This window comes from Bradyrhizobium sp. JR3.5, assembly GCF_054057015.1.
Genome location: NZ_JBSRYV010000002.1, coordinates 772,565 through 799,143, shown reverse-complemented (window position 1 = coordinate 799,143; position 26,579 = coordinate 772,565). Strand labels below are relative to the sequence as shown.

26 protein-coding genes, 1 tRNA gene and 4 pseudogenes are annotated in these 26,579 nt (G+C 59.6%); 16 read left to right on the top strand and 15 right to left on the bottom strand.

The annotated features are described in order from the left end of the window. Positions 1-224 precede the first annotated feature (224 nt). The gene (locus ACVWW1_RS20525; protein WP_456657245.1) at positions 225-602 is read right to left on the bottom strand and encodes a hypothetical protein; all 378 of its coding nucleotides are present in this window, start codon (positions 600-602) and stop codon (positions 225-227) included. Positions 603-839: 237 nt separating this feature from the next. Further along, entirely contained in the window at positions 840-1,070 is a 231-nt protein-coding gene (locus ACVWW1_RS20520) for a hypothetical protein (protein ID WP_456657244.1), read from the bottom strand. Positions 1,071-1,377: 307 nt separating this feature from the next. Here ACVWW1_RS20520 and ACVWW1_RS20515 point away from each other — a divergent pair. Both ACVWW1_RS20515 and ACVWW1_RS20510 read left to right on the top strand, forming a co-directional pair. Then, positions 1,378-1,441, top strand: a tRNA-Thr gene (locus tag ACVWW1_RS20515). A gap of 119 nt (positions 1,442-1,560) precedes the next feature. Continuing rightward, positions 1,561-1,791, top strand: coding sequence for a hypothetical protein (locus ACVWW1_RS20510; protein WP_456657243.1), 231 nt, complete (start codon positions 1,561-1,563; stop codon positions 1,789-1,791). A 114-nt stretch (positions 1,792-1,905) separates the two neighbouring features. Here the strand turns inward: ACVWW1_RS20510 and ACVWW1_RS20505 are convergent, their stop codons facing one another. After that, positions 1,906-2,325: a hypothetical protein gene (locus ACVWW1_RS20505; protein WP_456657242.1), complete on the bottom strand. Its 420-nt coding sequence runs from the start codon at positions 2,323-2,325 to the stop codon at positions 1,906-1,908. Here ACVWW1_RS20505 and ACVWW1_RS20500 point away from each other — a divergent pair. Further along, positions 2,324-2,464, top strand: a complete 141-nt coding sequence (locus ACVWW1_RS20500) for a hypothetical protein (RefSeq protein ID WP_456657241.1) — start codon at positions 2,324-2,326, stop codon at positions 2,462-2,464. The genes ACVWW1_RS20505 and ACVWW1_RS20500 overlap by 2 nt on opposite strands. Positions 2,465-2,951: 487 nt before the next feature. Here the strand turns inward: ACVWW1_RS20500 and ACVWW1_RS20495 are convergent, their stop codons facing one another. Further along, a complete protein-coding gene (locus ACVWW1_RS20495) occupies positions 2,952-3,425 on the bottom strand; it encodes a hypothetical protein (protein ID WP_456657240.1) in 474 nt (157 codons plus the stop codon). A gap of 435 nt (positions 3,426-3,860) precedes the next feature. On the opposite strand from ACVWW1_RS20495, the gene ACVWW1_RS20490 reads away from it, so the two are divergent. Then, the gene (locus ACVWW1_RS20490) at positions 3,861-4,010 is read left to right on the top strand and encodes a hypothetical protein (protein WP_456657239.1); all 150 of its coding nucleotides are present in this window, start codon (positions 3,861-3,863) and stop codon (positions 4,008-4,010) included. Positions 4,011-5,091: 1,081 nt separating this feature from the next. Here the strand turns inward: ACVWW1_RS20490 and ACVWW1_RS20485 are convergent. Continuing rightward, positions 5,092-5,346 (bottom strand): annotated as a pseudogene (locus ACVWW1_RS20485) (hypothetical protein); the annotation flags it as partial. 65 nt (positions 5,347-5,411) lie between these two features. Here ACVWW1_RS20485 and ACVWW1_RS20480 point away from each other — a divergent pair. From ACVWW1_RS20480 to ACVWW1_RS20460, 5 genes and pseudogenes are all read left to right on the top strand, one after another. Beyond that, on the top strand, positions 5,412-5,936 hold the full coding sequence (locus tag ACVWW1_RS20480; protein WP_456660628.1) for an agmatine deiminase family protein: 525 nt from the start codon (positions 5,412-5,414) through the stop codon (positions 5,934-5,936). A 588-nt stretch (positions 5,937-6,524) separates the two neighbouring features. After that, positions 6,525-6,839 (top strand): cupin domain-containing protein, encoded by a 315-nt coding sequence (locus ACVWW1_RS20475; RefSeq protein ID WP_456657238.1) that lies wholly within the window; start codon positions 6,525-6,527, stop codon positions 6,837-6,839. Positions 6,840-7,143: 304 nt separating this feature from the next. Then, positions 7,144-7,896 (top strand): adenylate/guanylate cyclase domain-containing protein, encoded by a 753-nt coding sequence (locus ACVWW1_RS20470; protein ID WP_456657237.1) that lies wholly within the window; start codon positions 7,144-7,146, stop codon positions 7,894-7,896. Beyond that, on the top strand, positions 7,793-8,530 hold the full coding sequence (locus ACVWW1_RS20465) for an alpha/beta fold hydrolase (protein ID WP_456657236.1): 738 nt from the start codon (positions 7,793-7,795) through the stop codon (positions 8,528-8,530). The genes ACVWW1_RS20470 and ACVWW1_RS20465 overlap by 104 nt, the downstream gene beginning before the upstream one ends. Positions 8,531-9,632: 1,102 nt before the next feature. Beyond that, positions 9,633-10,586: pseudogene (locus ACVWW1_RS20460) on the top strand (IS630 family transposase). Positions 10,587-10,853: 267 nt separating this feature from the next. Here the strand turns inward: ACVWW1_RS20460 and ACVWW1_RS20455 are convergent. Further along, positions 10,854-11,057, bottom strand: coding sequence for a DUF3606 domain-containing protein (locus ACVWW1_RS20455; protein WP_456657235.1), 204 nt, complete (start codon positions 11,055-11,057; stop codon positions 10,854-10,856). A gap of 568 nt (positions 11,058-11,625) precedes the next feature. Beyond that, the gene (locus ACVWW1_RS20450) at positions 11,626-11,841 is read right to left on the bottom strand and encodes a hypothetical protein (protein WP_456657234.1); all 216 of its coding nucleotides are present in this window, start codon (positions 11,839-11,841) and stop codon (positions 11,626-11,628) included. A 177-nt stretch (positions 11,842-12,018) separates the two neighbouring features. Here ACVWW1_RS20450 and ACVWW1_RS20445 point away from each other — a divergent pair, with 177 nt between their 5' ends. The 3 genes from ACVWW1_RS20445 to ACVWW1_RS20435 all read left to right on the top strand — a co-directional run bounded on the left by ACVWW1_RS20445 (position 12,019) and on the right by ACVWW1_RS20435 (position 13,914). Continuing rightward, complete coding sequence (locus ACVWW1_RS20445; RefSeq protein WP_456657233.1) at positions 12,019-12,489, top strand: TspO/MBR family protein; 471 nt, start codon at positions 12,019-12,021, stop codon at positions 12,487-12,489. Between the two features lie 26 nt (positions 12,490-12,515). Beyond that, entirely contained in the window at positions 12,516-13,097 is a 582-nt protein-coding gene (locus tag ACVWW1_RS20440) for a hypothetical protein (protein ID WP_456657232.1), read from the top strand. 397 nt (positions 13,098-13,494) lie between these two features. Beyond that, the gene (locus tag ACVWW1_RS20435; protein WP_456657231.1) at positions 13,495-13,914 is read left to right on the top strand and encodes a hypothetical protein; all 420 of its coding nucleotides are present in this window, start codon (positions 13,495-13,497) and stop codon (positions 13,912-13,914) included. Between the two features lie 1,293 nt (positions 13,915-15,207). On the opposite strand, the gene ACVWW1_RS20430 is transcribed toward ACVWW1_RS20435, so the two are convergent. The 6 genes and pseudogenes from ACVWW1_RS20430 to ACVWW1_RS20405 all read right to left on the bottom strand — a co-directional run bounded on the left by ACVWW1_RS20430 (position 15,208) and on the right by ACVWW1_RS20405 (position 19,281). Further along, positions 15,208-15,405, bottom strand: a complete 198-nt coding sequence (locus ACVWW1_RS20430; RefSeq protein WP_456657230.1) for a hypothetical protein — start codon at positions 15,403-15,405, stop codon at positions 15,208-15,210. A 405-nt stretch (positions 15,406-15,810) separates the two neighbouring features. Then, positions 15,811-16,443 carry a hypothetical protein gene (locus ACVWW1_RS20425; protein WP_456657229.1) on the bottom strand — a complete coding sequence of 211 codons (633 nt, stop codon included), beginning with the start codon at positions 16,441-16,443 and terminating at the stop codon, positions 15,811-15,813. A 549-nt stretch (positions 16,444-16,992) separates the two neighbouring features. Next, positions 16,993-17,201: pseudogene (locus ACVWW1_RS20420) on the bottom strand (hypothetical protein); the annotation flags it as partial. Between the two features lie 237 nt (positions 17,202-17,438). Next, on the bottom strand, positions 17,439-17,669 hold the full coding sequence (locus ACVWW1_RS20415) for a hypothetical protein (RefSeq protein ID WP_456657228.1): 231 nt from the start codon (positions 17,667-17,669) through the stop codon (positions 17,439-17,441). A gap of 985 nt (positions 17,670-18,654) precedes the next feature. Further along, positions 18,655-18,870, bottom strand: coding sequence for a hypothetical protein (locus tag ACVWW1_RS20410; RefSeq protein WP_456657227.1), 216 nt, complete (start codon positions 18,868-18,870; stop codon positions 18,655-18,657). A gap of 132 nt (positions 18,871-19,002) precedes the next feature. Continuing rightward, on the bottom strand, positions 19,003-19,281 hold the full coding sequence (locus ACVWW1_RS20405; RefSeq protein WP_456657226.1) for a hypothetical protein: 279 nt from the start codon (positions 19,279-19,281) through the stop codon (positions 19,003-19,005). A gap of 2,920 nt (positions 19,282-22,201) precedes the next feature. Between ACVWW1_RS20405 and ACVWW1_RS20400 the strand changes: the two genes are divergently transcribed. Next, positions 22,202-22,372 (top strand): hypothetical protein, encoded by a 171-nt coding sequence (locus ACVWW1_RS20400; RefSeq protein ID WP_456657225.1) that lies wholly within the window; start codon positions 22,202-22,204, stop codon positions 22,370-22,372. A gap of 731 nt (positions 22,373-23,103) precedes the next feature. Here the strand turns inward: ACVWW1_RS20400 and ACVWW1_RS20395 are convergent. Then, complete coding sequence (locus ACVWW1_RS20395; RefSeq protein WP_456657224.1) at positions 23,104-23,253, bottom strand: hypothetical protein; 150 nt, start codon at positions 23,251-23,253, stop codon at positions 23,104-23,106. Positions 23,254-23,550: 297 nt separating this feature from the next. Here ACVWW1_RS20395 and ACVWW1_RS20390 point away from each other — a divergent pair, with 297 nt between their 5' ends. The 3 genes and pseudogenes from ACVWW1_RS20390 to ACVWW1_RS20380 all read left to right on the top strand — a co-directional run. Next, positions 23,551-23,871 (top strand): hypothetical protein, encoded by a 321-nt coding sequence (locus tag ACVWW1_RS20390; protein WP_456657223.1) that lies wholly within the window; start codon positions 23,551-23,553, stop codon positions 23,869-23,871. A gap of 11 nt (positions 23,872-23,882) precedes the next feature. Continuing rightward, a complete protein-coding gene (locus ACVWW1_RS20385) occupies positions 23,883-24,509 on the top strand; it encodes a hypothetical protein (RefSeq protein WP_456657222.1) in 627 nt (208 codons plus the stop codon). A gap of 65 nt (positions 24,510-24,574) precedes the next feature. Next, positions 24,575-24,688, top strand: a pseudogene (locus tag ACVWW1_RS20380) (DNA ligase); the annotation flags it as partial. A 42-nt stretch (positions 24,689-24,730) separates the two neighbouring features. Here the strand turns inward: ACVWW1_RS20380 and ACVWW1_RS20375 are convergent. Next, on the bottom strand, positions 24,731-26,134 hold the full coding sequence (locus ACVWW1_RS20375) for a TAXI family TRAP transporter solute-binding subunit (RefSeq protein ID WP_456657221.1): 1,404 nt from the start codon (positions 26,132-26,134) through the stop codon (positions 24,731-24,733). Positions 26,135-26,579 lie beyond the last annotated feature (445 nt).

Below are 26,579 nucleotides of genomic sequence, written 5' to 3'. Positions count from 1 at the left end.
CAATTGGTCGGGCCGCTGGTCTCAGAATCACACACCAGGCGACAGTTTATTCCTGAACCGGGACACTGAAATTCCCGGCAGCAAGTCTCCTGCACGGTTCGTGCCATCGGCCAGATAGGATCGAGAATGATGCGCAGTCGCATTCAAACCTGCCGGACTTCGGCGGGTTTGTTCGGTTTGACGACTAGGTCAGTTCTTCATCGGCTCTACCGCTCCCCAGGCCACTAGGTCGGCGGCGGGTTCATGACGGAGATCTTGGTGGTCCGGAGTGCCACGAGATGACTGCGCTTATACGGGTGGCCCTGCTGGCGGGAGTAGCCCTTGCACCGCATGTAGCGCTCGAGTTCGTGGATCGGCGTCCACTTCGGCCGCCGGACGATATCCAGCGCGACAATCTGGTGGGTCTCGCAGCCGAGGCACTTCACCTCGAGGTATCGGTAAGTGGAATTGAGCGCGTCGCCGAGCGCCGGGGACGGTTGGGCCGGCCCCTGGTTCCACGCCTGGCAGGCTAGTATGTCGGCATCCCGTCGAGCATCGGCAGCACGCTCGGCCAGATGCCTGACCGTCGACCCGAACCTGTACTCGCGAGACTTGGATCCCATCCCCCATGATCGCGCCAATCTGCGGGGTAGGAAGCCGCTAGAGCTATCGGGCAGCCCGCACCCGCCTACAACGACTTGGTCAATGGGCGCCCGGCTATGGCGGGAGAACCGCGCCGAGCAGAGGATTTTCTCCTCGCCGGTAGCGCTCGCCATCGTGCGGACCCCCTCTGGTCAGCGGGACGAGGGACTAACCGGTGTCAGCCACGGAGAGGATGTCGGCCCATGACGACCAGCGCCTCACCAATCAGTCCGCAGGACGTATCGTTGCTTGAGCCTGTTCGTCGTTGTTTTGATTGCGTCCTGGATGCGGTCGAGATCGACGCCGTCCCGCGCGGTCACGTTGAGACGCCACTCGTCGCTTATGGGATCAACTTCCACATGGGCGATGTATTCGCCCCCGGAAATGCTTCGAAGCTCTCGAAGGGCAATCAGCTCCAGATCCTTTGCAGAGATCATCGTGGTGACCACCGCAGAACTCCTTACAATAACGCGGATAACTCTGACTTAGAGTCTGCGTTCCTAATGACACCAAAGCAGCAGCGACCGTCGTGGTTCGCCGCGGCGTGACCGAGGCCCAGGCTCGCAGGATCTATCTCGACTACCTCAACCGAGCGCAGCCGCATCGCCGCGGCGCGCGCACGGCTGCATGACGTGAATTTCGAACACGCCCCCGCAAGGACATAAGGCGATCTCGCTGACCGGTACCGGTCTCCTTCAGTGGAGCGGCAAACGGTGGTTTCAGGCAGCGATGTTTCTTTCTATTTGCCGGGCTTGTGCCGGCGTGGCGCAGCGCTTTCGTAAAGCGAAGGTCGGCAGTTCAAACCTGTCCGCCGGCACCACGCGCGCATAGCTCAGATGGCGAGCAGGCGCATTGTAGGAGGTTCATCATGTCGTCGGTCATCGGTGGTTCCTTGGTTGCGTTGGCGTGTCGCAACCCGATCCTACCGGAGAACTGCCGGTGACCATCGCAAAGCCGCCCGCCCGCTACGGCGCTATTGGAGGCGCGCGTCCGGGCCGCTGCTTTGATCCACCGAGCTACACCGCCTCCGGGGACACGACAACAACCATGGTGGCGGCGCAGGAGGACCTCTATGAGCTGCATTCTCGGCTCGAGCGCATCTGCAGAGAACTGCGCCCGAAATTGAGCTGGTCGCTGAACTGGGGTGAAATTGCCGCGCCGACCCGGTGAGCCAAAATCAATCGCAACCTATTGAGAAGACTGGAGCGGGAAAATGAACTGGCGATCCCGGCAGGATTCGAACCTGCAACCCGCGGAGTAGAATCCGCTAACTCACGCCAGAAATCAGGCTTCGCCAACCACCGATTGACCACCGAAACACCGTGAACAAGGGGCGATAAAGGTGGTCAATCGCAACTCGGGATGATCGCCGGCCGCCAGCCCTGCAGGAACACCAGCACCACGATAACAGCGAATCGGAGAGTCAATCACCACGTGGGTGTCGACAGGCCACCCGGGTCGGGTATTCCCGCGCCCTTGCGCAGAACGGCGTATGCAACCGCGATAACCACGTCCGCAAGTCACGAAGCCAATGCACCGATCCTGACGCCGCACATTCCCGCGATGATCGCGGGCTGCGGCGATGGCGCTCATCGCGACGCAGACATTCCAAAGGCGATTGGCATTACGTTGATCGATACCATGCGCGATCAGCACCACTCTCAGCCCGGAAGCAAGGTGCGAGTTGCGCGCCGCGACGAGCATGGCGCGGCTTCGGCGCCATCAAGACAAGGGCGATGAGGCCCGCGATTTGCTTGCACCGGTCTATGACTGGTTCACCGAAGGCTTTGACACTGTTGATCTGAAGGCGGCCAGACGGTTGCTCGATGCGTTCGTATCATAAACCGTTACACAGACCGAGGCTTCCGGAGTTGGCTCTTCTCGGAACTGTCGCGCTAGCTATTGAAGGTCCGGTGCCGGGAGTGAAGCGGACGTCGCGAATCGCGCGTTCCGACTTCCGAGTTTGACCCAGAGCGGTCAGTAGTCGGTCGTAGTCTCCGGGATCGCCCCAACGAAATGCCGTGCCAACCGATCGGCGTCACGTCGCTCCATCGGAAAGAGGATGGGACCATTACTGTCGCCGCTTTACCCGCTTCCAAGAATGGCGGGCACGGGTACCTGGAATTGGTCCCCTTTTCGGAATAGCTGGTCCATTCCTTCAGCGATAACGATGTTGATTGTGGAGAGAGCAGCGCTGTCTTGTGCAAGAAGAAGGGCCCTTTCGGTGTGGGGTCCGAGCGCCGATCGGCCTTCTAACTACCTGATCGACCTCATGATGACAGGGTCAATGTTGGGCGCCTATTCACACCAAAACTGCGTCAGAGCCCCAGTCAAACGCCGATTGACGGATCATTGCCCTTTCCTGTCTCCGGAAACCCGCTGCTGGGAAAGCCAACCGAATACGTGGTCGGTTTTGGCAAATCCCTGTCGGGTCGTTCGCACGTTGTTTCGGTGCAATAGACCGCACTGTAACCCGCGTTGAAATCAGCATTTTTCGTGTCGCCGTAGAACTTGACGATATGTCCGGGCTCTGGCGCCACGACGATATCGAGTTGGATCGGACAAACAGCCGGGGTCATCCCCGATGTCAATGGCGTGATCGTAAATTGCCTGTCGCTCTGCGGCTGGGCTTCCACAACGTTCTTGGGCGCGAAATAAATCTCGCCGACCGGATCTTTGAATTCGAACGTCTTGGCCTGACCCATGACGAGTTCGATCGTCCCTTCCGAGGGAATCTCTCGCGGCTCCGCCCAGGCGCCACCGGCCAGCATCGATAAACAAGCCGCCAGAACCAATCGTTTCATTGAAAATTCCTTCCTTAAAAGAGAGGGAGGCTACCATCACAACCCAATGGCGAACGGCGCGGCTGACGGTATTGGCGCGGCAGACCGATGGCGCAAAAGTAGTAGCGCGACGCAGCAATTGCGGATTCCATATAGATGGAATTCGGGAAAGTCGTAAAATGATAGTCGGAGGTTGGCCGCTCAACCTCCTATGCCGCGTTAGCCCCAGCTCACGCCCCCCGAGCTGGGGCGACGGCGGCCATCGATCGCTCAGCGCTCGCCCTTATCAAATATGTCGCGAAACCCGCGAGGCAGCCGTGGTACTCCATCATCCGGCTTCGGCTTGTTGCACTCGGACAGGGCGCCCCAGCGGCGCCGCACCTGCAAGCATGAATCCCGTCCACGGTTGGTCCGGGTGGGTCTCACAGACCCATCCGGTATCGTCGCAAAGGATGCATGCTGGCTCAGTCATCGCATCAGCTTGAACAGTTCGAGTACGTCAGCAAGCCGCAATTTTGTGCCCTTGGGCATATGCTGCAGCAAGAGGTGCCGGGTATCCGCGGCGATCTCGTCCCGCTCAAGCGGGCTGTGCGCAGCGTGGAATAGGCGCATCTTGGAAGCAAACTGGCGAGCCACCTCCGGCGGGATTTCGAGCGGCTTTCGTGTAATCGGCATATCCGGAAGATAAGTATCCGGGGCCGGATTACGAATCCGCAGCGAAGGCCCCGCTATGGGATTTCTACGGGGCCTTGCCTTGCGCGGTAGGGGTTCTCGGCCTGGAGAGAGTCGAGCCGCAAATCAAACTCTCTTCGGAAATCCGTCAAGACAATTTTGTCCCATCGAGATTCACACGGGTTATTTCCCGAACCGGACGTCGTTTGGGATGATCCAAGCAACAGGGCAGGTAATTTTCATTTCGTATTTTTTCAGCCCTAGCAACGACGACCCGCTGCTTCTCGGCGGACAGCGGTTGGGCGATCCAACTCGGCCCCAGCATGATCCGGATGCTGGGGCCGTTTTGCTTATGCCTTAAAGACGCGCTTCCAGTCGGTGTAATCGTAGATCCCCGACCAATGATGGACGGGCTTGCCGCAAGTTAAGCAGCTAAAGAGGCCTGAGGCAGGAGTGGAGCTTCGCTCCTGCGACGCAGAATAAATAGTGCCGCAGCCGCGGCACGAAAAATAGACCTTGAATCTCCCTTCGACTGTCCGAAACTGCTCTTGGCTCATATACCGTAGGTCCGCAGAAGTATGGGTTAGGGAAAAAGTGGAGGCAAAAACAATCCGCGTTAATGATGTGATACCGCCATCCTTGATCGGCTCAAACGCCCGCGCGTGCTCGCTGTTGAGAATCTCGAAGGAAGAAAGTGTGTCGTCCTCGACACGTTACGATAGTTCCGCAGAGCATGGAACGTGTTTAGGCTTCACTGCGCTGCGAATTCGTTGTTTAACAACGATGGACCTTCGGCGGCGATTTTATTTCCAAGACGTTCATTTGAGATCGGGTCCAAGAGGTCGCTGTCCAGCGCCAGCGGCCTCTTCGTTTTGCTTCATCGAATTGCAAAGGAAGCGTCCAATGCCGATACAGGTGTGGGCCGTTGCCGCTTCGATCGGCCGGACAGCCGTGGTTGGCACAATGCTGCTCTATATGATTTTCGGACCCAACTAATTTCGCCATGCCGCGATGGTCACCGCTCTCCCGGCCACCAGGTCGACGGCGGGTTCATGGCGGAAATCTTACTTGTCCGAAGCGCCACCAGGTGGCCGCGCTTGAAGGGATGACGTTGCTGGCGCGAGCATTCCTTGCATCGCATGTACCGCTCGAGTTCGTGAACCGGCGTCCACTTCTGGCGCCGCACAACGTCGAGCGCGACGGTCTGATGCGTCTCGCAGCCGAGGCACTTCACCTCAAGATAGCGATAGCCCGCGTTGTCCGCTCCGCCGAATCGAAAGGGGCCGCCTCGCGTCTTGCGGCCCCTAGCCGTCGTTATAAAAATATTCCTCGGGAATCACCCGTAGCTGCCTCTTGAACAGGAATAGGAATCCGCAGTTGAGCCAGTCTGATATCGAGCGGGAGCTCGTGCGGCTTGGGGCGCGTGAAGTCATCTGGCTTTATGGAGACCCGGCCGAGCCAATCACGAGCGGACATGTGGATGGGTATCTCCTCCCGACTGAATCCGGCGACCTGCTCGTCCAGCGTTGTGAGCCCGACGATCCCTGTGCCGCAGCGAGGGACGCAGACATCGCCTGCCTGCGTGCCCATCCTCATTTGGGCCACCTAAGGGTGATCGATCCCCCGCGAGTCTCTGCCGCAGAGGACAGCCTTTTCGCCGCGACCTACGTCAACACCTACACGCCGAACGGGGCGGTGATCGCCAGCAAATTTGGTGACAGGGAAAGAGACCGGGAAGCGGAGAGGGCGCTGGCTGAGGCATTCCTTGGTCGCGAAGTGCTGATGATCAGCACCCCCAATATTGCGAGAGGCGGTGGCGGCATCCGCTGCCTGGTTCAGCCCGTCCCCATTGCGGGTTAATCGTTGCTGAGCGGCGGCGCCGCGCTCGGCCACAGGGCGGCTTCTTCCATAACAATGGATAGAGGGAATCCGAACTTGTGATCCGCCGTGAGCCGCGAACACGCTTGGTCCAAAGAGGATCTTCAAGCGGTGCTGAGCAACATAGACTGAAATGACGACCCCCGCACAGCTCATCATCAAGCTTTACGATTGGCGAAGGACCCTTTGATCCATATCAACGGGCGGACGAGCTAACAGCGACGAGAGCTGTAATGTCGCAGGCGTGGCCGTTCTCGAAAGCAGCGTCCCACGTCGGTTATGTCCGAGAACCGGGTTAAGCTCGACGCCATCGGCAAGCGGTCAAACCGAAGCGACTGACCCAAGCGGGATCTTCGGCGGCGCACCAAGCTTGTCGTGGGCTGCAAACAAGCGTTACTATCGTCATTGCCAATCCGGGCGCTCGTGACCTGGACGCAAACGGAGGAAGTCATGCTGACACGCCGAGGTTTTGCAGGTGTCGCGTCATGTGCGATTTGTGGGCTGGCGGGGTTCTTAGCGGAGGATGCCTCCGCGCAGGGGAGTGCCCAACCCGCCACCACCTCGGGTGGAGTGACGCGCAAGGTCTTGTCGCAGATTGACGGCCCAATACCGGGCTACACGACGATCGTAATGGACGTCACCATAGAACCCGGTGTGGGGGTAGCACGCCACACGCATCCAGGGATCGAGTCGAGTTACGTCATGGAAGGTGGTGGGGGCGAACTTCCGGTCGAGGGGCAGCCGACGCGCATTCTCAAAGCCGGCGAAGCCTTTCAGATCCCGCCAGGAACCCCGCATGCCGGCGGCAAGCCTGCAGAGATGAAGACCAGGCTATTGATCAATTACATCGTTGAAAAAGGAAAACCGCTCGCGACACCGGTCTGATTGTATTTTGAATCGATGCGGAGGCCTGCCGGCGAGTGAAGTCGGCTCTTCACCAAAGCCGATCATGGTTCCGCTTCGCGGGCTCGTGTCCGGAGTTGCGGGAAGATCGGAAGTGAGCGCTCGACTGTCAAATCGACGGTAATGACTCTAGCGGACCCGCAAGAATTCTCCGCTTTGAATTTCTCGGCGCCAAAGCCGTGGGTTAATCTAAACTCGCGATCGTACGAGCAGCCGTTGCGAGGTATCGAAGGGGGAGTGCAGGGAATTGGCCAGGGTGGCGCTTCAACGTAAGCTAGCTGCCATCATGGCGGCCGACGTAGCGGGCTATTCTCGTCTGATGAGTCATGACGAGACCGCCACTCTCCAAACACTTTCCGCATATCGTCAAATTTTTGATGGACTGATCTCGGAATACGGCGGCCGGATAGCGAACACGGCTGGTGATAGTATTCTAGCCGAGTTTCCCAGTGCAAACGACGCAGTTGAATGTTCCGTCGCCGTTCAGGTTCGGCTGGTCGAAGCCGAGGATGGTCAGCCGGAAGACCTGGCGCTTCGTTTTCGGATTGGTATTCATCTAGGGGACGTTGTCGTTCAGGGAAATGATCTCCTAGGAGATGGAGTCAACATCGCTGCCCGCCTTGAAGGAATATCCGATCCCGGTGGCATTTGCATATCCGGCGCCGTTTTCGATCAGGTGGACGGAAAGATCAACTACCCCATCGAACCTCTTGGGCTTCAGGCATTGAAGAACATCACACGCCCGATCGAAGCCTACGCAATACGGTTACGGAGCCGTTTGGCCTCTTCAGGGGCATCAAAAGCAAATAATCCGGCCTCATCCAAATTTCAGCAACAAAATCCAATATTGCCGATCTGCCGACGGCGTTCGGCTGGCCTATTCTGTCGTCGGCAGTGGTCCTTATTTGTTGAAGTCAGCGAACTGGATCAACCACTTGGAGCTCGACTGGGAGCTACCTCTCTATCGCCATCTGTTCGTAGGTTTGACGAAACGGCACAAACTCATTCGGTACGATGCGCGTGGCAACGGACTGTCTGATTGGGATCAAAGTGAGCTATCGCTGGAAGCGTGGGTAAATGACATGGAAGCCATCGCGGATGCTGTGGGTCTGGAGCGCTTTCCCATCTTCGGCTTTTCGCAGGGGTGCGCGGTATCGATCGCCTATGCGGTCGGACATCCCGCAAAAGTATCCAAGCTAGTTCTGCTCGGCGGATTTGCAACCGGTAGATTCAGGAGACCATCAACCACGGCCGCGGATTTGGAGCGATACAAAGCTACTGCAACCCTCATTAGGCTCGGATGGAGCTCTGAGGATCCCACATTCCGACAGATGTTGGCTTCGCAATTGATTCCCGGTGCTACCAAGGAACAAGCGCTTGCCTTCAATGAAATGCAGCGTCGGAGCTTGTCGGCGGAAAGCGCAGCGCGATACTACGAAACGGTGAGCAACTTTGACGTCCGCGAACTTCTTCCGAAGGTAGCCGTCCCCACGCTCGTTTTGCATTTCCGCGATGATGCGATGGTTCCGCTTGAAGAAGGCCGCCTATTGGGCGCCGGGATACGAGGCGCAAAGTTCGTTTCGTTACCCGGTAAGAATCACTTGCCCCTGGAGAACGACCCCGGAATGCCGCAGTTCTTCGAGGAGCTCGAATCATTCCTCAGCGCAGACTGACGAGACTTCGACTGGATGCCTGCGATGGTCGGATAGCCGGCTGCCGTTACGCAGTCGTAGACAGGCACGGCGCGACATCTGCGATCGGACGACAAAAAGAGAGACCGCACGCATATCAAATGCGGCCTCTGCCATTGATTCAGGACGTCACCACCAATGGCGGTGATGATGCCGCCAACCGTAGTGATGGCCCCGGTGCCAGCCATAGTGACGACCGCGGCCCCAACCGTAGTGATGGCCGCGCCCACCGTGATGGCCCCACCCGTGTCCATGTCCATGGCCGCCTCTGACCTGGATAACGCCATCGTCTGTGCTACCCAGCGTATGTGGCGTTGCCATCGGCATGGCCGATGCCGACAGAATTGGCGCGAGCGAAAAAGCACAGCCAATAAATGCGATTGCGAGAAGCCGTTTCATCTTATGAGTCTCCACCCTTTTTGACTAATAACCCGACAGATTATCAGTTGTGTGTTGGAATGCCCGCTGAACAATGCGTTCACCTCCGGTTCACGACCGCTGCGTCCGGAGCCAAGCAGAGCGCGGCGCACTCTTGCGACGGCGTCGACCAAGAGCCCGATGAGCAACATCCATGGAACGTCGTTAGGATCGGGTGGTTGGTTGGCGGGGCTCACTCTGGAGGACAAAATGAAGCGCACAATCATCGCACTTTCCGCAGCATGCCTGATGGCTTCGAGCACCGCCGTTTTTGCACAAGGCGTCTCGAGCAAATCTCCCGGTCATGAGATGCAAGACAGGGGCTCCAAGAAGGGAAGCCCTGGCGCCTCAAGCTATGCGCCCGGACAGGAAATGCAGGCAAGAGGCTCGAAGGCTGGCAGCCCCGGCGCCTCGGGATACGCTCCTGGTCAGACGACAGGGGCCAACACGGGCATGAAGTCGGGCGGCTCGACCAGGTCCAAGTAGCCGGCTTGCGGGTCTTCCCAGCATTCGGCTGGGACGACCCGCGTTATCTCGGCCTTGGGCCGCGCGGCGCGGTGGCAAAGTTCAGACCTAGAGCATTTTCTGACCTGGCGGAATCGGAAGGGATTCCCTTGTGAGGCAAATCGTGATTCACCCTGAGGGCTGGTGATGGAGGCCAGCCCCCATGGCTAAGCCGCTCTCGCCGGACCTTCGCCTTCGCATTATTCGGGCTGTGGAAGAGGAAGGCATGAGCTGTCGGGGCGCCGCCGGCCGGTTCGGCGTAGCGCCATCGACAGCGATCGAACTGGTCAACGAATGGCGCAGCACCGGCGCTTGTGAGGCGGGAGCGCAGGGCGGAGACAGACGTTCAGCTCGGATCGAGGGTCATGCTGCGGAGATCCTCTCCCTGGTCAAGGCTACGCCTGACATGACGCTGGCCGAGATCGCTGACCATCTCCTCAAAGTCCACGGCGAGCGTTTCGTGCCGAGCGTGGTCTGGCGATTCTTCGATCGCCGCAACATCACGTTCAAAAAAAACATCGCACGCCAGCGAGCAGGATCGGCCGGACGTGGCCGCTGAACGCGCGGCGTGGAAGGCATCTCAGCCTGAGATCGGCATCCATCGGTTGGTGTTTATCGACGAGACGGGAGCCTCGACCAAGATGGCGCGGCGCTATGGCCGCTCGCCGTACGGCCAGCGCTGTGTCGCAGCGCTCCCGCATGGTCATTGGAAGACGACGACCTTTCGTCGGCGCCCTCAGAGCGACCGGCATGACTGCGCCGATGGTCCTTGACGGTCCCATGGATGGTCTGGCGTTCGAGGCTTACGTGACGCAAGTCCTCGTGCCGACACTCAGGCCCGGCGACATCGTGGTGATGGACAATCTCGCAGCACACAAGCGCGCCGAGGTCGGCATCGCAATCGATGCCGTGGGCGCCCAGCTCCTCTATTTGCCGCCTTATTCGCCCGACCTCAATCCGATCGAAATGGCCTTCGCCAAGCTCAAAGCCGCACTTCGAAAGGCCGCCGCCAGATCAATCGAGGCTTTGGACAACGCTATTGCCATCGCCCTGACCGCCTTCACCGCCCTAAGAGTGCCTGAACTTCTTCGCCGCAGCCGGTTATGACCGTGTCTGATCAGAATCTGCTCTAGAATCTTGGCTCTGAGCCGTACCGCTGATTCGCTGCGGCTCATTTCGACGGCGATGTCGACAGCATAGCGGCCTTCCGTGATGAGCTTATGCAGAAGGTCGTCTTCAGCAGGATCCCAGGGGCGGTTCTTTGGCATCGTGATGCAAATCAGTCTGTAAGGCCAATTCGTACTGGCGAGCCTTTTCCAGCAGCGCGTCTCTGACTGGACCAGGCGGCAGAAGCGCGGCCTGCCTTCGCGCCTCCCGTGCACATTCAGCGCTGACTTCTTGTTCTCTCGTCACGATTCGCCTCCAGCTCCTTGCGGACGGCCGCGGCAGAATTCCCGACCTTATCGACGACATTGCGAAGCTCTTCCTTCGAGACGCCGAGTGCATGAGCCCAGCATTTCATTTGACCAGGCGCATGCAGATCGATTTTTGAGCGCTCGAATTGATCTTTCTTCGTAAGACTGTTCATTCTCAAACAACTGCGGCTCGGGCGCTACGTTCCTAAGTAGGAACTGGTGGCCTGCTTGGTGTGTTCATCCGATCAGGAGGTGCCCCATGGCAAAAGCAGCATGGAAGCGACCGGGCTCACCCATCGGCAAGAAGGGCCCCACGCAAAGCCAACCCAAAGTACAAGCGCCGTTCGCGCCAGCCCTGGACGGATAAAGAAGTCAGACAGCTTCGGTCGCTGGCGAGAGCGAACACCCCAACAGGCGTCATTAGCCTAAAGATGCAGAGGCCGAAGGGCTCGATCGCGAGCAAAGCGCATCGGGAGGGCATCTCGCTGCGGCCGATAAACCGCTCACCGTACAACCGCCGCAAGAAGATCACGCGGCGCTAATTCTTGGTCGGCGGGTTCTCCTCGATGACCCCGCTCACATCGGGCTTCTCAACGCCTACATCAATGTCGTCGGAGCTGTTGCACGCGCACCTCATCCCTGCGCCACACTGGCAACCACGCGGATCCTTCGTCCACGGCAAATGCGGATGGTTTTCGCAGACCCAGCCCAAACCCCCGCAGATCGGACAATTGGGATTGATCATGCCGCGAGCAGGCGCTTGTAGCGCCGATATGCGTCGATGGCATGGTTCGCTAGCATCAGTGGCCGATGCTCACCAGCCCGCGCCATGTCGTCGATGTTGCGAAGAAGGAAGCGGCTCGCGTCGCGAGGATCTGTGATTTCGCCGGAGCGCTCAAGGAAGTCCCAGGCGATCTGAATCGACTTCTCCACGAGGATTGGCAACAGCTCACTCATAGGAGTCAAGAACAGACGTCGATCACGATGGTTCCTGTTGCAAATTTCGCGGACCCGCGGGCACATTATCTGCTCCTCGAGTAACTTAGCGTGCCATCGGGCAACGCCGCGAATGGTGCCCCCGGGATAATTGACCTGTCGATGTCTGTTTTCTCCTATTTCTGACCGTTACTGAACGTGCAATATCGGCTCATGAAAGCACGAAACCGAAGTCTGCTCATCTTTCTTGTCGCCGTTGTGGGTGTTGGTTGGCTGATCGGCGCAACCAACTTGCCGGGCGCATGGTACGCTGCGCTGCAGAAGCCGTCATTCAATCCTCCAAACTGGGTGTTCGCGCCAACCTGGACCATTCTGTACGTGATGATCGCAATCGCCGGATGGCGTACCTACCTACAGGAGATTAATGGCCTCGCCTTGCAAGTTTGGCTCGCACAGATGACACTTAATTTTCTTTGGTCTCCCATCGTTTTCCGATTGCACAACCTGGCTATGGGACTTTCGGTCATTGTTCTGCTGCTGGGTTTGATACTGCTTTTTATAGTCCTGCAATGGCAGGCCAATCGGCTCGCTGCGCTTTTATTTTTCCCCTACGCGGCCTGGGTGGCGTTTGCGTCGCTCTTAAACTTCTCTCTGTACCGCCTAAACTAATCCCGGCAAATTCATCGCACGCGAGCGTGAACGAGCCGGCACGTGATACCAGCGCATGCCTGGCGCGGGGCGAAGCCGCCGGGAAAGGCGGTCACTACCGTGACAATGTCGCACGCGCCGACATTGTCACGCAAAAGGACGCTGGCATTACCCGGCAGGAAATGCACGAGGACACCAAATCCGCAACGCCGAAGCCCGTAACCCCGGGCCTGGTTGGACGGTCGAAGGCCGGCAAGGACCCCACGAAGGTGGACGTCCGGAAGCTGGGGTCACGATGGCGCGCCCCCGGCGTCGCTTTGACTTTCTACGTATCCGGCGAATTGCGGGGAAAACCCCTTGGCAATGTAACCTACGTCACACCGGGGCCCAGCCGCTTAACCGAGACTATCCCCGCTGTAGATTTCAGCGAGGACACCATGGAGCACGAGTTCTGCAAGGAGAGGGCACGGACCGTTCGCGCGCTGGCCGAAGAGGCTGATCCGTTTATCAAGCTGCGCCTTCTGCAGCTAGCGGCCCACTACGAACGGCGCTTTGTGCAATCTGAAGCGCCAATCAGCGGCCGCTCGCCACGATCGCAAATTCCTCCACCGCCCAGAGACCACGAGTAATGCTTGGCGATCAACATAAAGCTGAGCACAGCGCCCGTGATAACTGCAATCACCAAGCCATTGAAGAAGCTATGGCGAGCACTCGTCCAGATCAGAGCACGCCTGCGCCACGCTCGCGCCTCGCGCGATTGGAGCGTCACGCTGAACGGTGTTTCGCCTCTTGGCTGATTTCTCGCTCATGGAAGGGGTCGCCGTCACCAACTCAACGCGCACGACGGCACCGTCTGAGGACCTTCAGGTCACACGCTTAAGTAGGGTGATTTTGGTGAACGATCGGTTATCGATCAGGAGAATTCGAAGTTGGCGAGGGGATAAGCCGGCGCATCAGTCCGATTTTTGACGGGCGGTTAACCGATCTCGCCGACACTTTGCACCCAGCCAGACCGGAGACGTGGAAGTGTCCTTCCAACTGACCGTCTTGAAAGTGCTGGCCGGCCAGTCCGCCGGGCGGGCCTCCGTTGCCGACTTACGGCACGCCGTTGCAATCTTGATGAACAGCGGCAGAGACTGGACCGAGCGCATGAAGCGGTTGGCCGAGCATGCGCCGGACCTGAATATCTTCTCGGCGAAGTTCGTGCTTCGCGATGACGCGGGCTGGGAAATCACGGCGGAGGGGCGGCTATTCCTGGCCGCGTTAGAAACTGCGGTCGCTGTTCGAAGATCGCCGCTTCGATCAGTGGACGATCCGCCAACCACTGAACCCGCTGCGCCGGGGGCGACAGATGCGTCGAGATTGCCTGATCCTCCTCGAAAACGTCGTCAACAAACGCGGCGCCGCCGCGGCAAGGGCCGATCAAATCGACGGACGGCGTCGTGAAGCGTACGGATGCTCAATCGCGTGACGCGATTGCGAATCCTCGCTTGATCGCGATTTGAAAAGCAGTCTTGAGATCATTCACGACGTTGTCAGCCGCGTTAAAGTCCGGCGACCGGCCGTCAATCGAAGGCAGTCATAGGCCTGCGCCAGCAGAGTAGCGTTGTAGGTACGCCGTTCGAACCTGCGTCGACGACGCCTCCAAAAGTGCTCCGATCAGAACGGCCATAGGTAACATCTCAAGGGTACTCCACGAGTTCACGAGTTGCCGCGCTGACGCGATTGATCTGAGTCGGACGCACTCGATCCTCCACTCGTCACCGGCATTGCGAACAACGGGCGCAGAGTAATCAGGGAAAGGCGACGATGGCGCTTCATATACTCCCGAGATTTCGAGCCCTTGCGATCAGAAGGCAGGGCTCGAACGGCGCAGCAAATTGTCAATCGGTTGAAGTGGGGAAGAGGGCGGCCCTACTGCGCATCGTGGCTGTGGATAGAGACGCCTAAGTTTGGCCGAAACCGCCCGCATGCTCAGCGAGCCATCCAGGGGACAATCCGCGTGATGGTGTGTCCTCCAGCAACGGCGTCGCCGAGGCTGTCACGGCTCTTCAATGGGTGTGGATCGCGTCGTAAGCGTGAGCGCCAAAGATGACGGTACTTACAAACAGCAGACCGATGATCGCGATTTCCATCATGACACTTCCCCTTATCATTTTGAGGCAAGTGGTATCAGCCGAGTGTTTCCGGCCGGTTTCGCCAGCTGGTGAAAACGGTTTCGCGGGCCGCGTCCTGACGCGTCGGTAAGCGCCAGCAATTGGTTGTACCGGGCCTTGAAAAGCGAGCATGTTGTCGGAAACTCATCCGCGCTGGGCATCCAGCACAGCCTCAAAAACTGCGAGGGAAGGCCATGGAGCGGGGGTCCGGTGGCGACTTATCGGCAGGGCGAGCACCCGGGTGAGCGGCGAGATGTCCTTGAGATTAGGCAGCTTCGAACTCACGCGACGGGGCAGGCCCCAACGACCTCCGTTGTTTTTATTTATCTTTCCATTCGCTACTTGCGTTGGGGACGCAGATGCTGGTGCAGGTAATGGAAGGACTTGTAATTTACAATCCGAGCGGCCTTCGGGTGATGGGCATGTCTAAGCCATCGCATGACAACGCCGCCAAGCTTAAAATACTCGCTGGCGGCGTTTGTCTAGCCCGGGAAGGATGTGCAAAATCCCGACAGATAAAGGTCAGCACGAAGCCTGCCCTGGTTCAGGTCTCGAACGGGCTACTACCTCTGACTAAACGTCTTTATACGAACAGATGATCTTTCGGGGGCGTTTCCCCGCGACTCATAAATTTCAGCATCTCGATCGCGAAACGCTCTTCGGAGAGGCGACGTTCGATGAAGTGAGTCTCGATATCGCTAAGTTTGGTGCGCAGCAACCCTTGGTAGCGCTCGATGTTTTGCTCGTGCATGCGCAGCATCGCAATTTTTCGCTCTTCCATGTGTGCCCCCTACGCTTTCGGAGGTGCTTTCGCGTCGGTGCCGTAACCGATTACATGCAAGAATCTACGCCACGATGACGGTCGCTTCGCCGCGACCGTCAAATTTGGAGTATGCTTTTCCAACCACTGAACGTAGACGAGCAGCCTACGCCGGGAAAACTCGGCAATTCCAGTGCAGCTTGTGCCAATCGTCGCCCGTAGGATTACGGGGCGTCAACTCGCCCGACAGACGAGCATCGGGAAGAAGCGGCAATTCCTTTGACCCTGGGGAACCGAGCGTGCAGTCTTGGAACATCGGGTCACGCCCCGACAGTATAGGAATAACTGGCCTCAGCACCGGCCCCTAGGCCCCAGGTGCTGGGGCCTTTTCTTTTGGGCGCCCGCGTGGACCCTCCCCTTTTCATTTCAGGTAAACAGGTCTTTCCCGGCCTGCTTCATCCGCACGAACGTCCCGCTCTCGTGGTACTCGAGCCAGCCTTGGCCGATCGCGTGCTGTAGTCCCGCCCAATATTCGGCCGGCGTCGCCTTGTCCTGGTCGATCATCGGACGGTTGGTCTTCTCGATGTAGATCCGGCCATCCTGGATGGGCTCGAATGCCCGCGCGTGTTCCATGATCCTGCGGGCGGCTTTCTCGGGATTGGCGTAAGGACGATCTGCGGTGAGTTTCATCGGCGGAGAATCACGACTTCCATCCCGCACTGAATGGCATCGCGCGACCGACCCTGTCATGCCAATTCGGAACGATGTTCGCAGCGCCAACGGCGACGCAGCCGGTGCACACCAGTCGCCAGCCAACGCGCGACCATGGCTGATCTTGGGGTAGGGCGTCCAGCCTGAAATCGACCAACCGATCGCAACCGCCGTGGCACTGGATATTGCAGGTAACGTGGCCGTCCGCGAGCCAATCAGCCGGACTTCCCGGCGGGTAGCGGCCGGACCATTTCGTGGATCGACGCTGGTGCATGGCCGGATGATGGCGCCGATCGCATGCGGAGAGAAGCCGCTAGGAATCGGCCGCCTATGGGTGGCGATCACCAATGGTGGGTCAATTGTCTAGCGCGGTTGGTCCGGATTTTCTTGCCACGTCGTCGAGTGCTCAGAAATCCACTTGGTCGCGTCGTGCTCCGTAACAAAGCCCTTGATAACTTCCGTTTCGCCATCGGGCCATAGAATATCGATCCTCCAGCCAGTGCCGGGATTTTTGCAAGCCATGAAAGCTGGTAGCTGCTCGGTCATCAAGAGACTATGCGCCGACGGTGGCCAGCTACAAGCCAGTGATCCTGCCACACTCCGCTTTTTGGCCCCGGTCCGCAAACCGACACCGCCGCGAATATTCGGCGCGGTGGCCTGTTTTGATAGAGGTTGGGTAGCTACATATTGAATATCACCGCTCGGCCGCTTGGCAATTTACCGGTGACTGAGAGCATCATGCTCCCGCCTTCCACGAAGCAAGGAAGTGCGTCATGCAGCAACGGCATCCTGTCAAATATTCCACGTCGCTTTATCAACGCTTGAACGAAGAAGCGCAGCGCCGGCGCAAAGAGGCAAGAGGAACTCCACCGGGCATCGAGCGCGAACGACTCCTGCGCCGAGGCACTTCACCTCGAGGTATCGGTAGGCGGCGTTGAGCGCGTCGCCGAGCGCCGGGGACGGCTGGGCCGGCCCCGGAAGGCGAGCATGCGGGCGTTCCACGCCTGGCAGGCCAATATGTCGGCATCCCGTCGAGCATCGGCAGCACGCTCGGCCAGATGCCTGACCGTCGACCCGAACATGTACTCGCGAGACTTGGATCCCATTCCCAATGATCGCGCCGATCCGCGAGGGTGGGAAGCCGCTAGAACTATCGGGCAGCCCGCACCCGCCTACAACGACTTGGTCAATGGGCGCCGGCTATGGCGGGAGAACCGCGCCGGGCCGAGGATTTTCTCTTCGCCGGTAGCGCTCGCCTTCGTGCGGACCCCCTCTGGCCAGCGGGAGGAGCGGCTAACCGGTGTCATCCACGGGGAGGATGTCGGCCCATGACGACCGGCGCCTCACCAATCAGTCCGCAGGACGTATCGTTGCTTGAGCCTGTTCGTCGTTGTTTTGATTGCCTCCTGGATGCGGTCGAGATCGGCGCCGTCCCGGGCGGTCACGTTGAGACGCCACTCGTCGCTTATGGGATCAACTTCCACATGGGCGATGTATTCGCCCCCGGGAACGCTTCCAAGCTCTCGAAGGGCAATCAGCTCTAGATCCTTTGCAGAGATCATCGTGGTGACCACCGCAGAACTCCTTACGACAACGCGGATAACTCTGACTTAGAGGCCTGTGTTCCTATGGCCCCGAGCGGAGGACGAGCGACGAAATGACACCGAAGCAGCAGCGACCGTCGTGGTTCGCCGCGGCGTGACCGAGGCCCGGGCTCGCAGGATCTATCTCGACTACCTCAACCGAGCGAAGCCGCATCGTCGCGGCGCGCGCACGGCTGCATGACGTGAACTTCGAATACGGGATGGTCGCCCCCAAGGACATAAGGCGATCTCGCTGACCGGTACCGGTCTCCTTCAGTGGAGCGGCAAACGGTGGTTTCAGGCAGCGATGTTTCTTTCTATTGGCCGGGCAGGTCCCGGCCGTTTGAGAATTTCTCGCCGGCGTGGCGCAGCGGTAGCGCCGCGCTTTCGTAACGCGAAGGTCGGCAGTTCAGATCTCCGCCGGCGCCACGCGCGCATAGCTCAGATGGCGAGCAGGCGCATTGTAGGAGGTTCATCATGTCGTCGGTCATCGGTGGTTCCTCGGTTGCGTTGGCGTGTCGCCACCCGATCCTACCGGAGAACTGCCGGTGACCACCGCAAAGCCGCCCGCCCGCTACGACGCTATTGGAGGCGCGCGTCCGGGCCGCTGCTTTGCTCTACCGAGCTCATCACCTCCGGGGACACGACCACAACCATGGTGGCGGCGCAGGAGGATCTCTATGAGCTACATTCTGGGCTCGAGCGCATCTGCAGAGAACTGCGCCCGAAATATGAGCTGGTCGCAGTCGCTGAACCGGGGTGAAATTGCCGCGCCGCGTATGGTGCGCGGTGGGGGCGCGCTCATTCGAGCGCGCGGTTCCTCAAGTTGGGCTGCTTGTTGATTTAGAGCGAGGGGGCCGACCCTTCTTTACACAGGCTAATGCGGTGGAGCGAAGCCGCGTGCAGAATGGGACCCTCGACGACTCCACCTTTGGCCTCAGTGTACACTCGCGCGCTGGGGCCATTTTTATCGAGCCTAAGGCTCGACGATAATCCGGAAGGCCTTCCTCTGTTCGGCCGTCGCCCGAGCACGATCCAGAGCCATTGGGTAGATCAGCTGCTCGTTGAGTTTGACCTCATAGAGGATCGCGCCAGTCTCCGACACCAGCGTGAAGAGCCAGAACCGGCGCCCGGCTGGCGGGTACCCATGTTCGCGTTCATAGCGGGCGGTGTAGACTTCGACGTCAGCCATCAGCCTTTGTTCCTTCCGAAGCGCCTGCTGGCGTCCGGGGTGTGGTGATGCCAGAGCAAATCTGGTTGGCCGCTTCGGGCCCTCAGGAGAGGCAGCCTTCCGCAATCGCCGATGGAGGGCAAGGCCGGGCTTCTACGGGGCGCTGAATCGACCGGAAATGACCTGGTTAAAGTCGATCACTTCGCTCCAGTCGCGCCGGGTGTCGACATAGCCGACCTTGCCGCATGCGGTGTGCGCGGAGATGTCCACCCAGTCCCAGTCTGGAAGATCCTCGAGCTTCAGCCGTCCGCTGTGGTGCTGGCACCCGACACAGAAGACCAGCGCCGGTCTTGAAGCCGGCGTTTCGGTCGACGGGGCCGGACCAATATCTGAGGAAACAAGCGGGCTTCGTGCGCCAGGGCGTGCGCCCATGATCGCGTACGGAGCAAGACCGCCAGGATTTGCCGGTCAAACCGCCCGTTGCGCTATTGGTTGGTCAATTGTCTGTCTGCGGCGTCCGGCAACCTCGTCGCCAAGGCTCTCCGCCACTATGGCCAGAGGTCGATTGCTGCTTTCCCAGCCGGTGCAGCACCAGGTGCACCGGCGGCGATGTTTGGCCGCCCCAGTCATTTAGGAGGCGCGACCGTCGTTTTTGTCGATCCGTCCGGCGCCGGCTGCATCCCTGGCGGGCTTTGCCCCTGGGGGCTTTCTGGTGGCGCTCCGCCTGAGCCTGTGTTGATTGGGCCAGTCCAGCCTTGGGGTTGCAATTGACCTTTGTCTTCGGGAGCCGAACGCCCAGTTGGCGCATTGACGTCCCCTTTTGTCGCAGGCTGCGCCGTGGCTAATCCGCAGGACAGCATAAGGAAAATCAATGCTAATCGGTCCCGCACTGAAACCTCCAGTGGCTTCGTACTGAAGCAAACAATCGGATATGCACCTCAGTTCCTGCAATGGCCCAAATGTCGGATCGGCGCCGACACAGAACACAAGCACCGTCTTGAAGCCGGCGTTGCGATCGACGGGGCCTGTCCAGTATCTGAGGAACTGAGCGGGCTTGCGGCGCCAGGGCATGCGGCAATGATCGCGCCGATCGCGCGGAGGGAAGCCGCTAGCAATCGCGCGGTGGCGGCGTGCTCAACAAGAGATCGGGTCAAGGCGTGGAATTAAACGCCATCATGCGGCGGCGTCGACGCTCGCAATGACACTGCGCATGTCGCAGGCTAGTTGGCGGTAGTGCGCCCCCAAGCGCAAGTAGAGTTCTCGCCTGCTTCCATCCGCCTCCCGGCCAGCGATCAAATCGCATTCCGCGGCGAGACTCTCAAATCGTTCCAGCTTGGCAAGCAGAGCAGTCATAGGGGGGCCCCTGAACGCTTACTGAGGGACCAACCACGCTACACCTTTAGATTAGTTCTCGGTGAACATCGTTATCAAGCAGAACTATTTTTGCTATCGGGACCGAAACGCCCCTTTCGCCCGGCGCTTAGTCCGTTTGCGCCATAGCCCTTCGCCCACGGAGGGTGCAGACTTTGAGCCGTCAGGATTTTGCATCACCTTCCTGGGTCCAGAGCAGCCAATGGCCCGCCCCGCACGCAGTTTAAGCGGGAGCCGCTGTGCTGATGAACCGAACGGCCCGTTGCAGCATCCCGCTCCCCGCGCGCACGGAGGGCCCGGGCCATCATGGACAAACGACCGATACCCATCGGTGAACAAATCATCACCATCGTCTTGCTGGTGATCTTCGCGCTCGTGATTTGGTACGGCGCCATGATCTGAGACTTGTCGCGCGAAGCGACGCGCGGAAATTTACCGCCTTTCTGCAGGGGCGCCGAAGTCGCTTGGGGGCAGCGGGGGTGGCGGCGACGGAGTTTCGGCCGCAGTAGGCGCCGCACCAACGCAGTCACCCGCCCAGAGCTTGGTGCCTCTGACCGTTCCAACCAGAGGGGCTCGGTCGGTACCGTCAACCCGATCTCGGCCAGCCGGCGGATGGCTTCTGAGCGGGTGGGTTCGTCAGGCTGTACAGCGGCCCATGCGTCGACCGCTTCGATCAATTCATCCGAAGGTTGTGCGCGGGATCTCGACCGGTTGCAGGACGACCTGCGCCGGGTCTTTCCCCGCCGATGCGTTTTGGTATCGGCGAACACGCGAGATCGACCGATCGATCAGGGATCAGATCGAGAGGCGTCCGACCCCGGCGCACGCCGCTGTCGCTCTCGGACGTGCACCAGATTGAGCCTAACGCGGGGACGGCGTGAAGATCGAGGAGTGGCATTGCCGTGAAGCCGTGATGCTGGCAAGCCAACTTCCGGAAAAAACCGAGGACGCGTTGCTGTATTGTGCTTGGCAACTGAGCTTGTGGCGGACTTCCTGACCGTCGACGAGCCGGAGATGAAATCGGCTTCACTGATCGCTTTGATTGGAGGCTCCCAAAGAAAAGACGCCGCCGGTCTCAGAAATACGTGCCCGGCGGCGTTCATTCCAAAACCTGGGCCCTGAAAATTCCCAAGCGCGAGCAAACGTCAATGCCTATGCCGGAGTTTCCATTTTTCTTGATTGTCAGGATTGCTAACGCGCAAAAAACGACGGCCCCAGCACCCGGGGCAGCGCTGAGGCCGTGGAAGTGTCCGACTCCATAACGAACTGGCGATTAACTTCTGGAATGCCACTTGTTCCCGTAGATCCGCCGGATCGCACATCCATCCGGATTACCCGCCGGGAGTCCGGTGAGGCGCCGCTCACATGCAATAAGGACCTCCTCATCATGATGTTAACCCAACTCGGTCTATAAGCTACGGCTGGAGCGCATCATGGCGGGATCCGGTCTGGGGAATGGAGCGGCGAAACCGTCCGCTGACTGGCCTCATGCGCACGATGAGGAGCGGTTGGCGGCTATCGCCAGTTCGATGGTGCCTTCTCGCGACCGACGCAGAGTTCCCCAAAGACCGTAATCCTGGACCGATACAGCCCGCCTGTGCGGCAGTCCGGTTCGCGCTCACCAGGGGCTAGGCGAACGACGGTATCGAAGTTTGGTCTGATGCCCGCGCCGGACGTGCCGCAAACACTGCATTTGTAGTCGCGCTCGGGTGCTGGCCTGTTTTAACCGCTAATGGCCTAATTTGGATTTTGGAGTGGTTTGAACAGAAACCAAGGCTTGCTCGTGTTCTCAGTAGGACTGCCGAGAGGCCATATTCAAGGTTCTGGGCTTATAAATTTCCATAGGACGCTATCTGTTCCCAATCCACAGAACAGAGAGAGTACCAGGGTTTCTCCGTGGGTGAACGGAGGTCTCCATGTCATTTGCCCGCCGAGTTCCATGTGGGATAATCCCTCTCAATTCGGGCGGGGGAGACTGTCCATGAAGGACATGCGAGCGCATTTGGAAAAGCTTCGTGTCGAGGCGGAGGAATGCGAACTGATCAGTAAGCTCGCGACCAACGCGACCAAAAAGCAGCTGTTCGCCAAATTGGCTGCGCATCACCGTGCGCTTGCTGATGAGGTCGAGCGAGCAATGAATGACCCGAAATAGGAACCTTACGCCAACCTGACATTTAGATTCCCCGTTCCCGGGCAGGGACCTGAACGAGGGAAGGCCATGGTACAAATACGGCGTCGCGTAAAGCAAACGCGCTCACTTGAACAACGGCTTGGCGATGAAGCAAAAGCCCTCCGCGAAAAGGCCAAGTCGCTTCCTCTAGAAAGCACGGCAGGCTGAGACAGGCGTGCACATGAGCGAATGGCTTGCTTCGCCCGGTCTACAAGCTCCGACTTAGAACGTAAGACCGACATTTGTCGGCCTCGTTCATTTCAAGGTGCCGGCCGATTCTCCGCTGGAACAAATGTTCACTTTTGCACTTAGTGACTTTGCATACGGAGAGGACACTGCCGTGCATCACGATTTTAAGAACGAAGTTTTTTCCAGCTTTCAACCCAATCCGACCAAGCCGTGTAATCAATGTGGGCGAACCCCTAGGCTTGAGCTGAAGACGCTGAATGTAAAAAACGGCAAGACGGTTCGCATGTTCAGGTGCCAGTGCAGCGAACAGACATGGACCGAAAACGACGAGTAAGGCGCTCCAAACCAGCGGGAAGCTTGTCCGCTTACAGAACCATCCGGACGCGTGCGGGTTAACCCGGCATGTATCGCATCTGGTATTTCCTCACCTTCGTTGCCGTCACCGGGGCCGGCTTCGTAATTCTGGTTACGGCAACCCGCCTTTTGGGCGCATGAAGTAAGGCCGCCTCGGTTGGCGGGCTCTTTCATTCTGGCCGCCTCAGTTTGGGAAGATCAGCAAACGGCAGCAGAATGTTGTCCTCTTTCAATTTCGGATACTCGGGGAAGCGGATCAAAGCGCTCCTCAGGCCCGCAGGAAATACGCCTGAAACGAGACTGTCCACGATCATCTTCATCGCCCGTACCCCGATGATATGCAAAGCTGCGCGATTACTCCCTTCGAACCAATTCGATCACGGTTGTCGCTCGCAATCTCCGATTTAAGTCGGGGCAATCTCGTAAGGACGCCGGCCCGCCGCGGAGGTGAGCAAGAAGGCTGAACGGGACATCGCGGCAATCGTTCCTCACTGCTTCATTTGCTCAGGCTCGCTTTAAAGAGAGGTAGCACTGCCTCACTCCCCGTCTTCGCGCCCTAGCAACCAATTCGAATCTTACAGGTTGCCGCCGGCACATTCACCGCCGGAGAACAACAAATGAGACGTCTTACCGTATTAGCCGTAACCTTGCTGATGCTCGCAGCCGTGCCCGCAGGCGCGCAGTCGCAGCCCGCGCAAACCGTGCCGGGCAACAATGCCATCAACAGCTCGGACCAGAACAACTCGAACAAGCCGGTCGAGGGCCGCAACAGCTTCACCGAGGGACAGGCGAAATCGCGGATCGAGGGCGCCGGATATTCCAACGTCTCCGAACTGCACAAGGACGATCAGGGCATCTGGCGCGGCAAGGCCGACAAGGCTGGCACCAAGACCGACGTCAGCCTGGACTTCCAGGGCAACGTAAACCCCGCCAAGTAAGGAATCATGCAATGACAACCACCATCTCGCGCCTTTACGACACCTATGCCGATGCCGAGCGCGCTGTGACCCGTCTCGAAGGAGCCGGCGTGCCGCACTCCGACATCAGCATCGTCGCCAACAATTCGGACAATTGGTACGGAGCGCGGTCCGGCAAGGTCGATCGTGACCGCGATGGCGTCGACGATCGCGCCGAAGGCGCCGGCACCGGTGCCGGCATCGGCGCCGGCCTCGGCAGCGCGGCAGGCCTCTTGGCCGGCCTCGGCCTGCTCGCGATCCCCGGCCTCGGGCCGGTCGTGGCGGCGGGTTGGCTCGCCTCGATGGCCGTCGGCGCGGCAGCCGGCGCGGCCACGGGCGGGATCGTCGGTGCCCTGACGGAAGCCGGCGTCTCCCGCGAAGACGCCTCGCGCTATGCCGAGGGCGTCCGCCGCGGCGGCACGCTGGTGACTGCAAAGGTGCCCGACCAGGACCGCGCGCGCCTCGATGCGCTGCTCAACGAGAAAGCGGTGAACCTGCAGGAGCGTAGCGCGGCCTGGCAGAAGTCCGGCTGGACCGACTTCGATGCCGCAAGCCCGCCGTTGTCGCCGGAGGACATCGGCCGCGAGCGCGAGCTTTACGGCGCGGGCGCCCGGCGATAGGGCTCCTCCGCCTCGACAAGACAAAGGCCCCGCGATGCGGGGCCTTTTTTTATGATACGGATCGCCACAAAGGCATCTGGGCGGAGCCGAAGCTGTTGGCCGAGATCGAGTACCCCGCCAAGTCGGCCGAGGGGAAGGTGCGCCATCCCTTCATCAAGCGGCTCCGCGCGAACCTTTGAGCGGCCGCGGCCAGCTAGATACACTCTCATGGGCCGCATGCCCTACCGGCGAGTCGCAAGGCTTGGACCCGGAGACTTTGCTTGATCGGTGGGATCGCTCTGCAACGTCGCTCGCCTTTCGGCGACAGCATGATTGAACAGTTCAAGGACCAGATCGAACGCGGCCAGATCCTCTTGTTCGATCGCTCCATCATCGTAGCTCTTCAGGATGTCGGCGATGATCGCGTCGACTTCACGTTGCGATGTCAATAAGTCCTGTTCGGACCGGGCATTGCGAACCTCCGAGACCACCGCGAGAATGCGGTTGCGGTGGCTCGTGTCGTCGTCCCGTTCGTCCCGGTTCAGATAGCGACGCAGCCAGGCGGCGGCCGAACCGATGCCGGAAAGAAGCAGCAAGGCGAACCAGAAGTAGTCGCTGTACTTGTCCAGAAAGGTCCGCTCTGTCCCGTTGATGACCGCCGCGGCCCCCCTATGCACGGAGGGCTCCGCCTCCTTCTCCGTCTCGGGCTTCGTGATGTGCGCGGCGCCGGCGACACGTTGCGCGATCGTGTCGCGCACAGCGAAAAGCTGCCGATAGAAGGCCGCCGCTTTGGCTTCCGATAGTTCTTTTCTGGCCAGGATGAGATGGTTGACGCTGATGGTATCGACCTTGTCCTCAGGCCAGGCCGGTCTCGCGTTGAAGATGCTAGCTGGAATTTCCTCGGCTTCGTAGCGGGGGTGCTTCAATGCGATGGCCTCGGATGTTTCTACCGGAAGAAACTTCGGAGCTCCGCGGGATCGGGAAGTCGCCGCGATCGCGTCCGCGGTGATCTTGCTGTCGAGCGGACCGACGGCGAGATACGCATCGATGGTGACGTCTTGAGCAAGTTTTTGGATCTCTTCGGTCCCGAATTGAGCCGTGGCAACCTTCTCGGGCTGCACGCCGGAGCCCTCCAGAATGGTCCGCAAGAGTGCGACGTTGGCTCCGGACCTTCCGATGATGCCGACCTTATGACCGGCCAGATCGGCGATCTCTCCGATCTTTCCAGTGGACTTTTTCTTGGAGTCCTTGCCCGGTCGCCCGGAGGGCGACCACAGGATGACGTAGTTCTTGCGTAGGACGGCCAGTGTCTGCGCGTCGGCCGGCATGCCAAGATCGCCGCGACCAATTGCCAGGTCGGTTTTGCCGGCGCCCAGCAGGACCAGGGATTCGGCAGCTCCTTCGGTCGTGATCGGGGAGAGCTTGACCGTCCTGCTTTCCTCCTCGAAAGCCTCGGCCATCGTTTGGACCACCTGATGGTCGTCGCTGCCTGCGGGTCCGACAGCGATCCGGAGGGTTTCGGGCTGTAAGACATAGAAAAGGGCGGCCGCAGCGGCGCCAAAAACCACAAATCCGAAAGCCAGCACGATCAATAGCCTTCGTTGGCGTCGATCGTGAACACTCCCGACTGGATCGGACGGTGACATCAGCGGAACCTACATGAACAAACGCTTGCTTAGGAGTTACAAGTGCGCCGCCGCGAACTTGGGCGAACTGGCGGCTGAGCCGAATGTTCCGTCGCCCAGCATGAGTTCACGAGGGGCGACTCCCCGCGGTCAACCTTCATTCGGTCTCGGCGCGTTGGCGCGGATTCTGCGGCGCCTGGTCGAACGCATCGAGCGCTCGGCATGCCGTGAGTCAGGACGGTTGACCGATCGCGCGAGGTGAGCGTGAGACGCCGCTACAGCGCTGTCCGTTGCGTCCGTGCCCGAGCATGCGGGTCGCGTGTCGGCGCTGGCGAGCCGCGAGCGGTCCCGCATCCACGCGGAAGGCCGGCAGGCGAGACGGTGGACGAAGCCGGTGAGACGTTCGCCCGATCGACGGCTTGGCGCTCGATCGGTAGGACTTCTTTGCGGACGGATGGTATCGTCT

What these genes read in the sequence shown, in the direction of transcription:
- ACVWW1_RS20405 (WP_456657226.1), bottom strand. Translation starts at nt 19,281, where the DNA reads ATGGGCGCACGCCCTGGCGCACGAAGCCCGCTTGTTTCCTCAGATATT.
- ACVWW1_RS20385 (WP_456657222.1), top strand. Translation starts at nt 23,883, where the DNA reads ATGACAACCACCATCTCGCGCCTTTACGACACCTATGCCGATGCCGAG.
- ACVWW1_RS20495 (WP_456657240.1), bottom strand. Translation starts at nt 3,425, where the DNA reads ATGAAACGATTGGTTCTGGCGGCTTGTTTATCGATGCTGGCCGGTGGC.
- ACVWW1_RS20500 (WP_456657241.1), top strand. Translation starts at nt 2,324, where the DNA reads ATGGCGCGGCTTCGGCGCCATCAAGACAAGGGCGATGAGGCCCGCGAT.
- ACVWW1_RS20525 (WP_456657245.1), bottom strand. Translation starts at nt 602, where the DNA reads ATGGGATCCAAGTCTCGCGAGTACAGGTTCGGGTCGACGGTCAGGCAT.
- ACVWW1_RS20395 (WP_456657224.1), bottom strand. Translation starts at nt 23,253, where the DNA reads ATGAAGATGATCGTGGACAGTCTCGTTTCAGGCGTATTTCCTGCGGGC.
- ACVWW1_RS20410 (WP_456657227.1), bottom strand. Translation starts at nt 18,870, where the DNA reads ATGGCTGACGTCGAAGTCTACACCGCCCGCTATGAACGCGAACATGGG.
- ACVWW1_RS20505 (WP_456657242.1), bottom strand. Translation starts at nt 2,325, where the DNA reads ATGCTCGTCGCGGCGCGCAACTCGCACCTTGCTTCCGGGCTGAGAGTG.
- ACVWW1_RS20390 (WP_456657223.1), top strand. Translation starts at nt 23,551, where the DNA reads ATGAGACGTCTTACCGTATTAGCCGTAACCTTGCTGATGCTCGCAGCC.
- ACVWW1_RS20455 (WP_456657235.1), bottom strand. Translation starts at nt 11,057, where the DNA reads ATGAACAGTCTTACGAAGAAAGATCAATTCGAGCGCTCAAAAATCGAT.
- ACVWW1_RS20450 (WP_456657234.1), bottom strand. Translation starts at nt 11,841, where the DNA reads ATGAGTGAGCTGTTGCCAATCCTCGTGGAGAAGTCGATTCAGATCGCC.
- ACVWW1_RS20375 (WP_456657221.1), bottom strand. Translation starts at nt 26,134, where the DNA reads ATGTCACCGTCCGATCCAGTCGGGAGTGTTCACGATCGACGCCAACGA.
- ACVWW1_RS20490 (WP_456657239.1), top strand. Translation starts at nt 3,861, where the DNA reads ATGCTGGCTCAGTCATCGCATCAGCTTGAACAGTTCGAGTACGTCAGC.
- ACVWW1_RS20470 (WP_456657237.1), top strand. Translation starts at nt 7,144, where the DNA reads ATGGCGGCCGACGTAGCGGGCTATTCTCGTCTGATGAGTCATGACGAG.
- ACVWW1_RS20430 (WP_456657230.1), bottom strand. Translation starts at nt 15,405, where the DNA reads ATGGAAGAGCGAAAAATTGCGATGCTGCGCATGCACGAGCAAAACATC.
- ACVWW1_RS20400 (WP_456657225.1), top strand. Translation starts at nt 22,202, where the DNA reads ATGAAGGACATGCGAGCGCATTTGGAAAAGCTTCGTGTCGAGGCGGAG.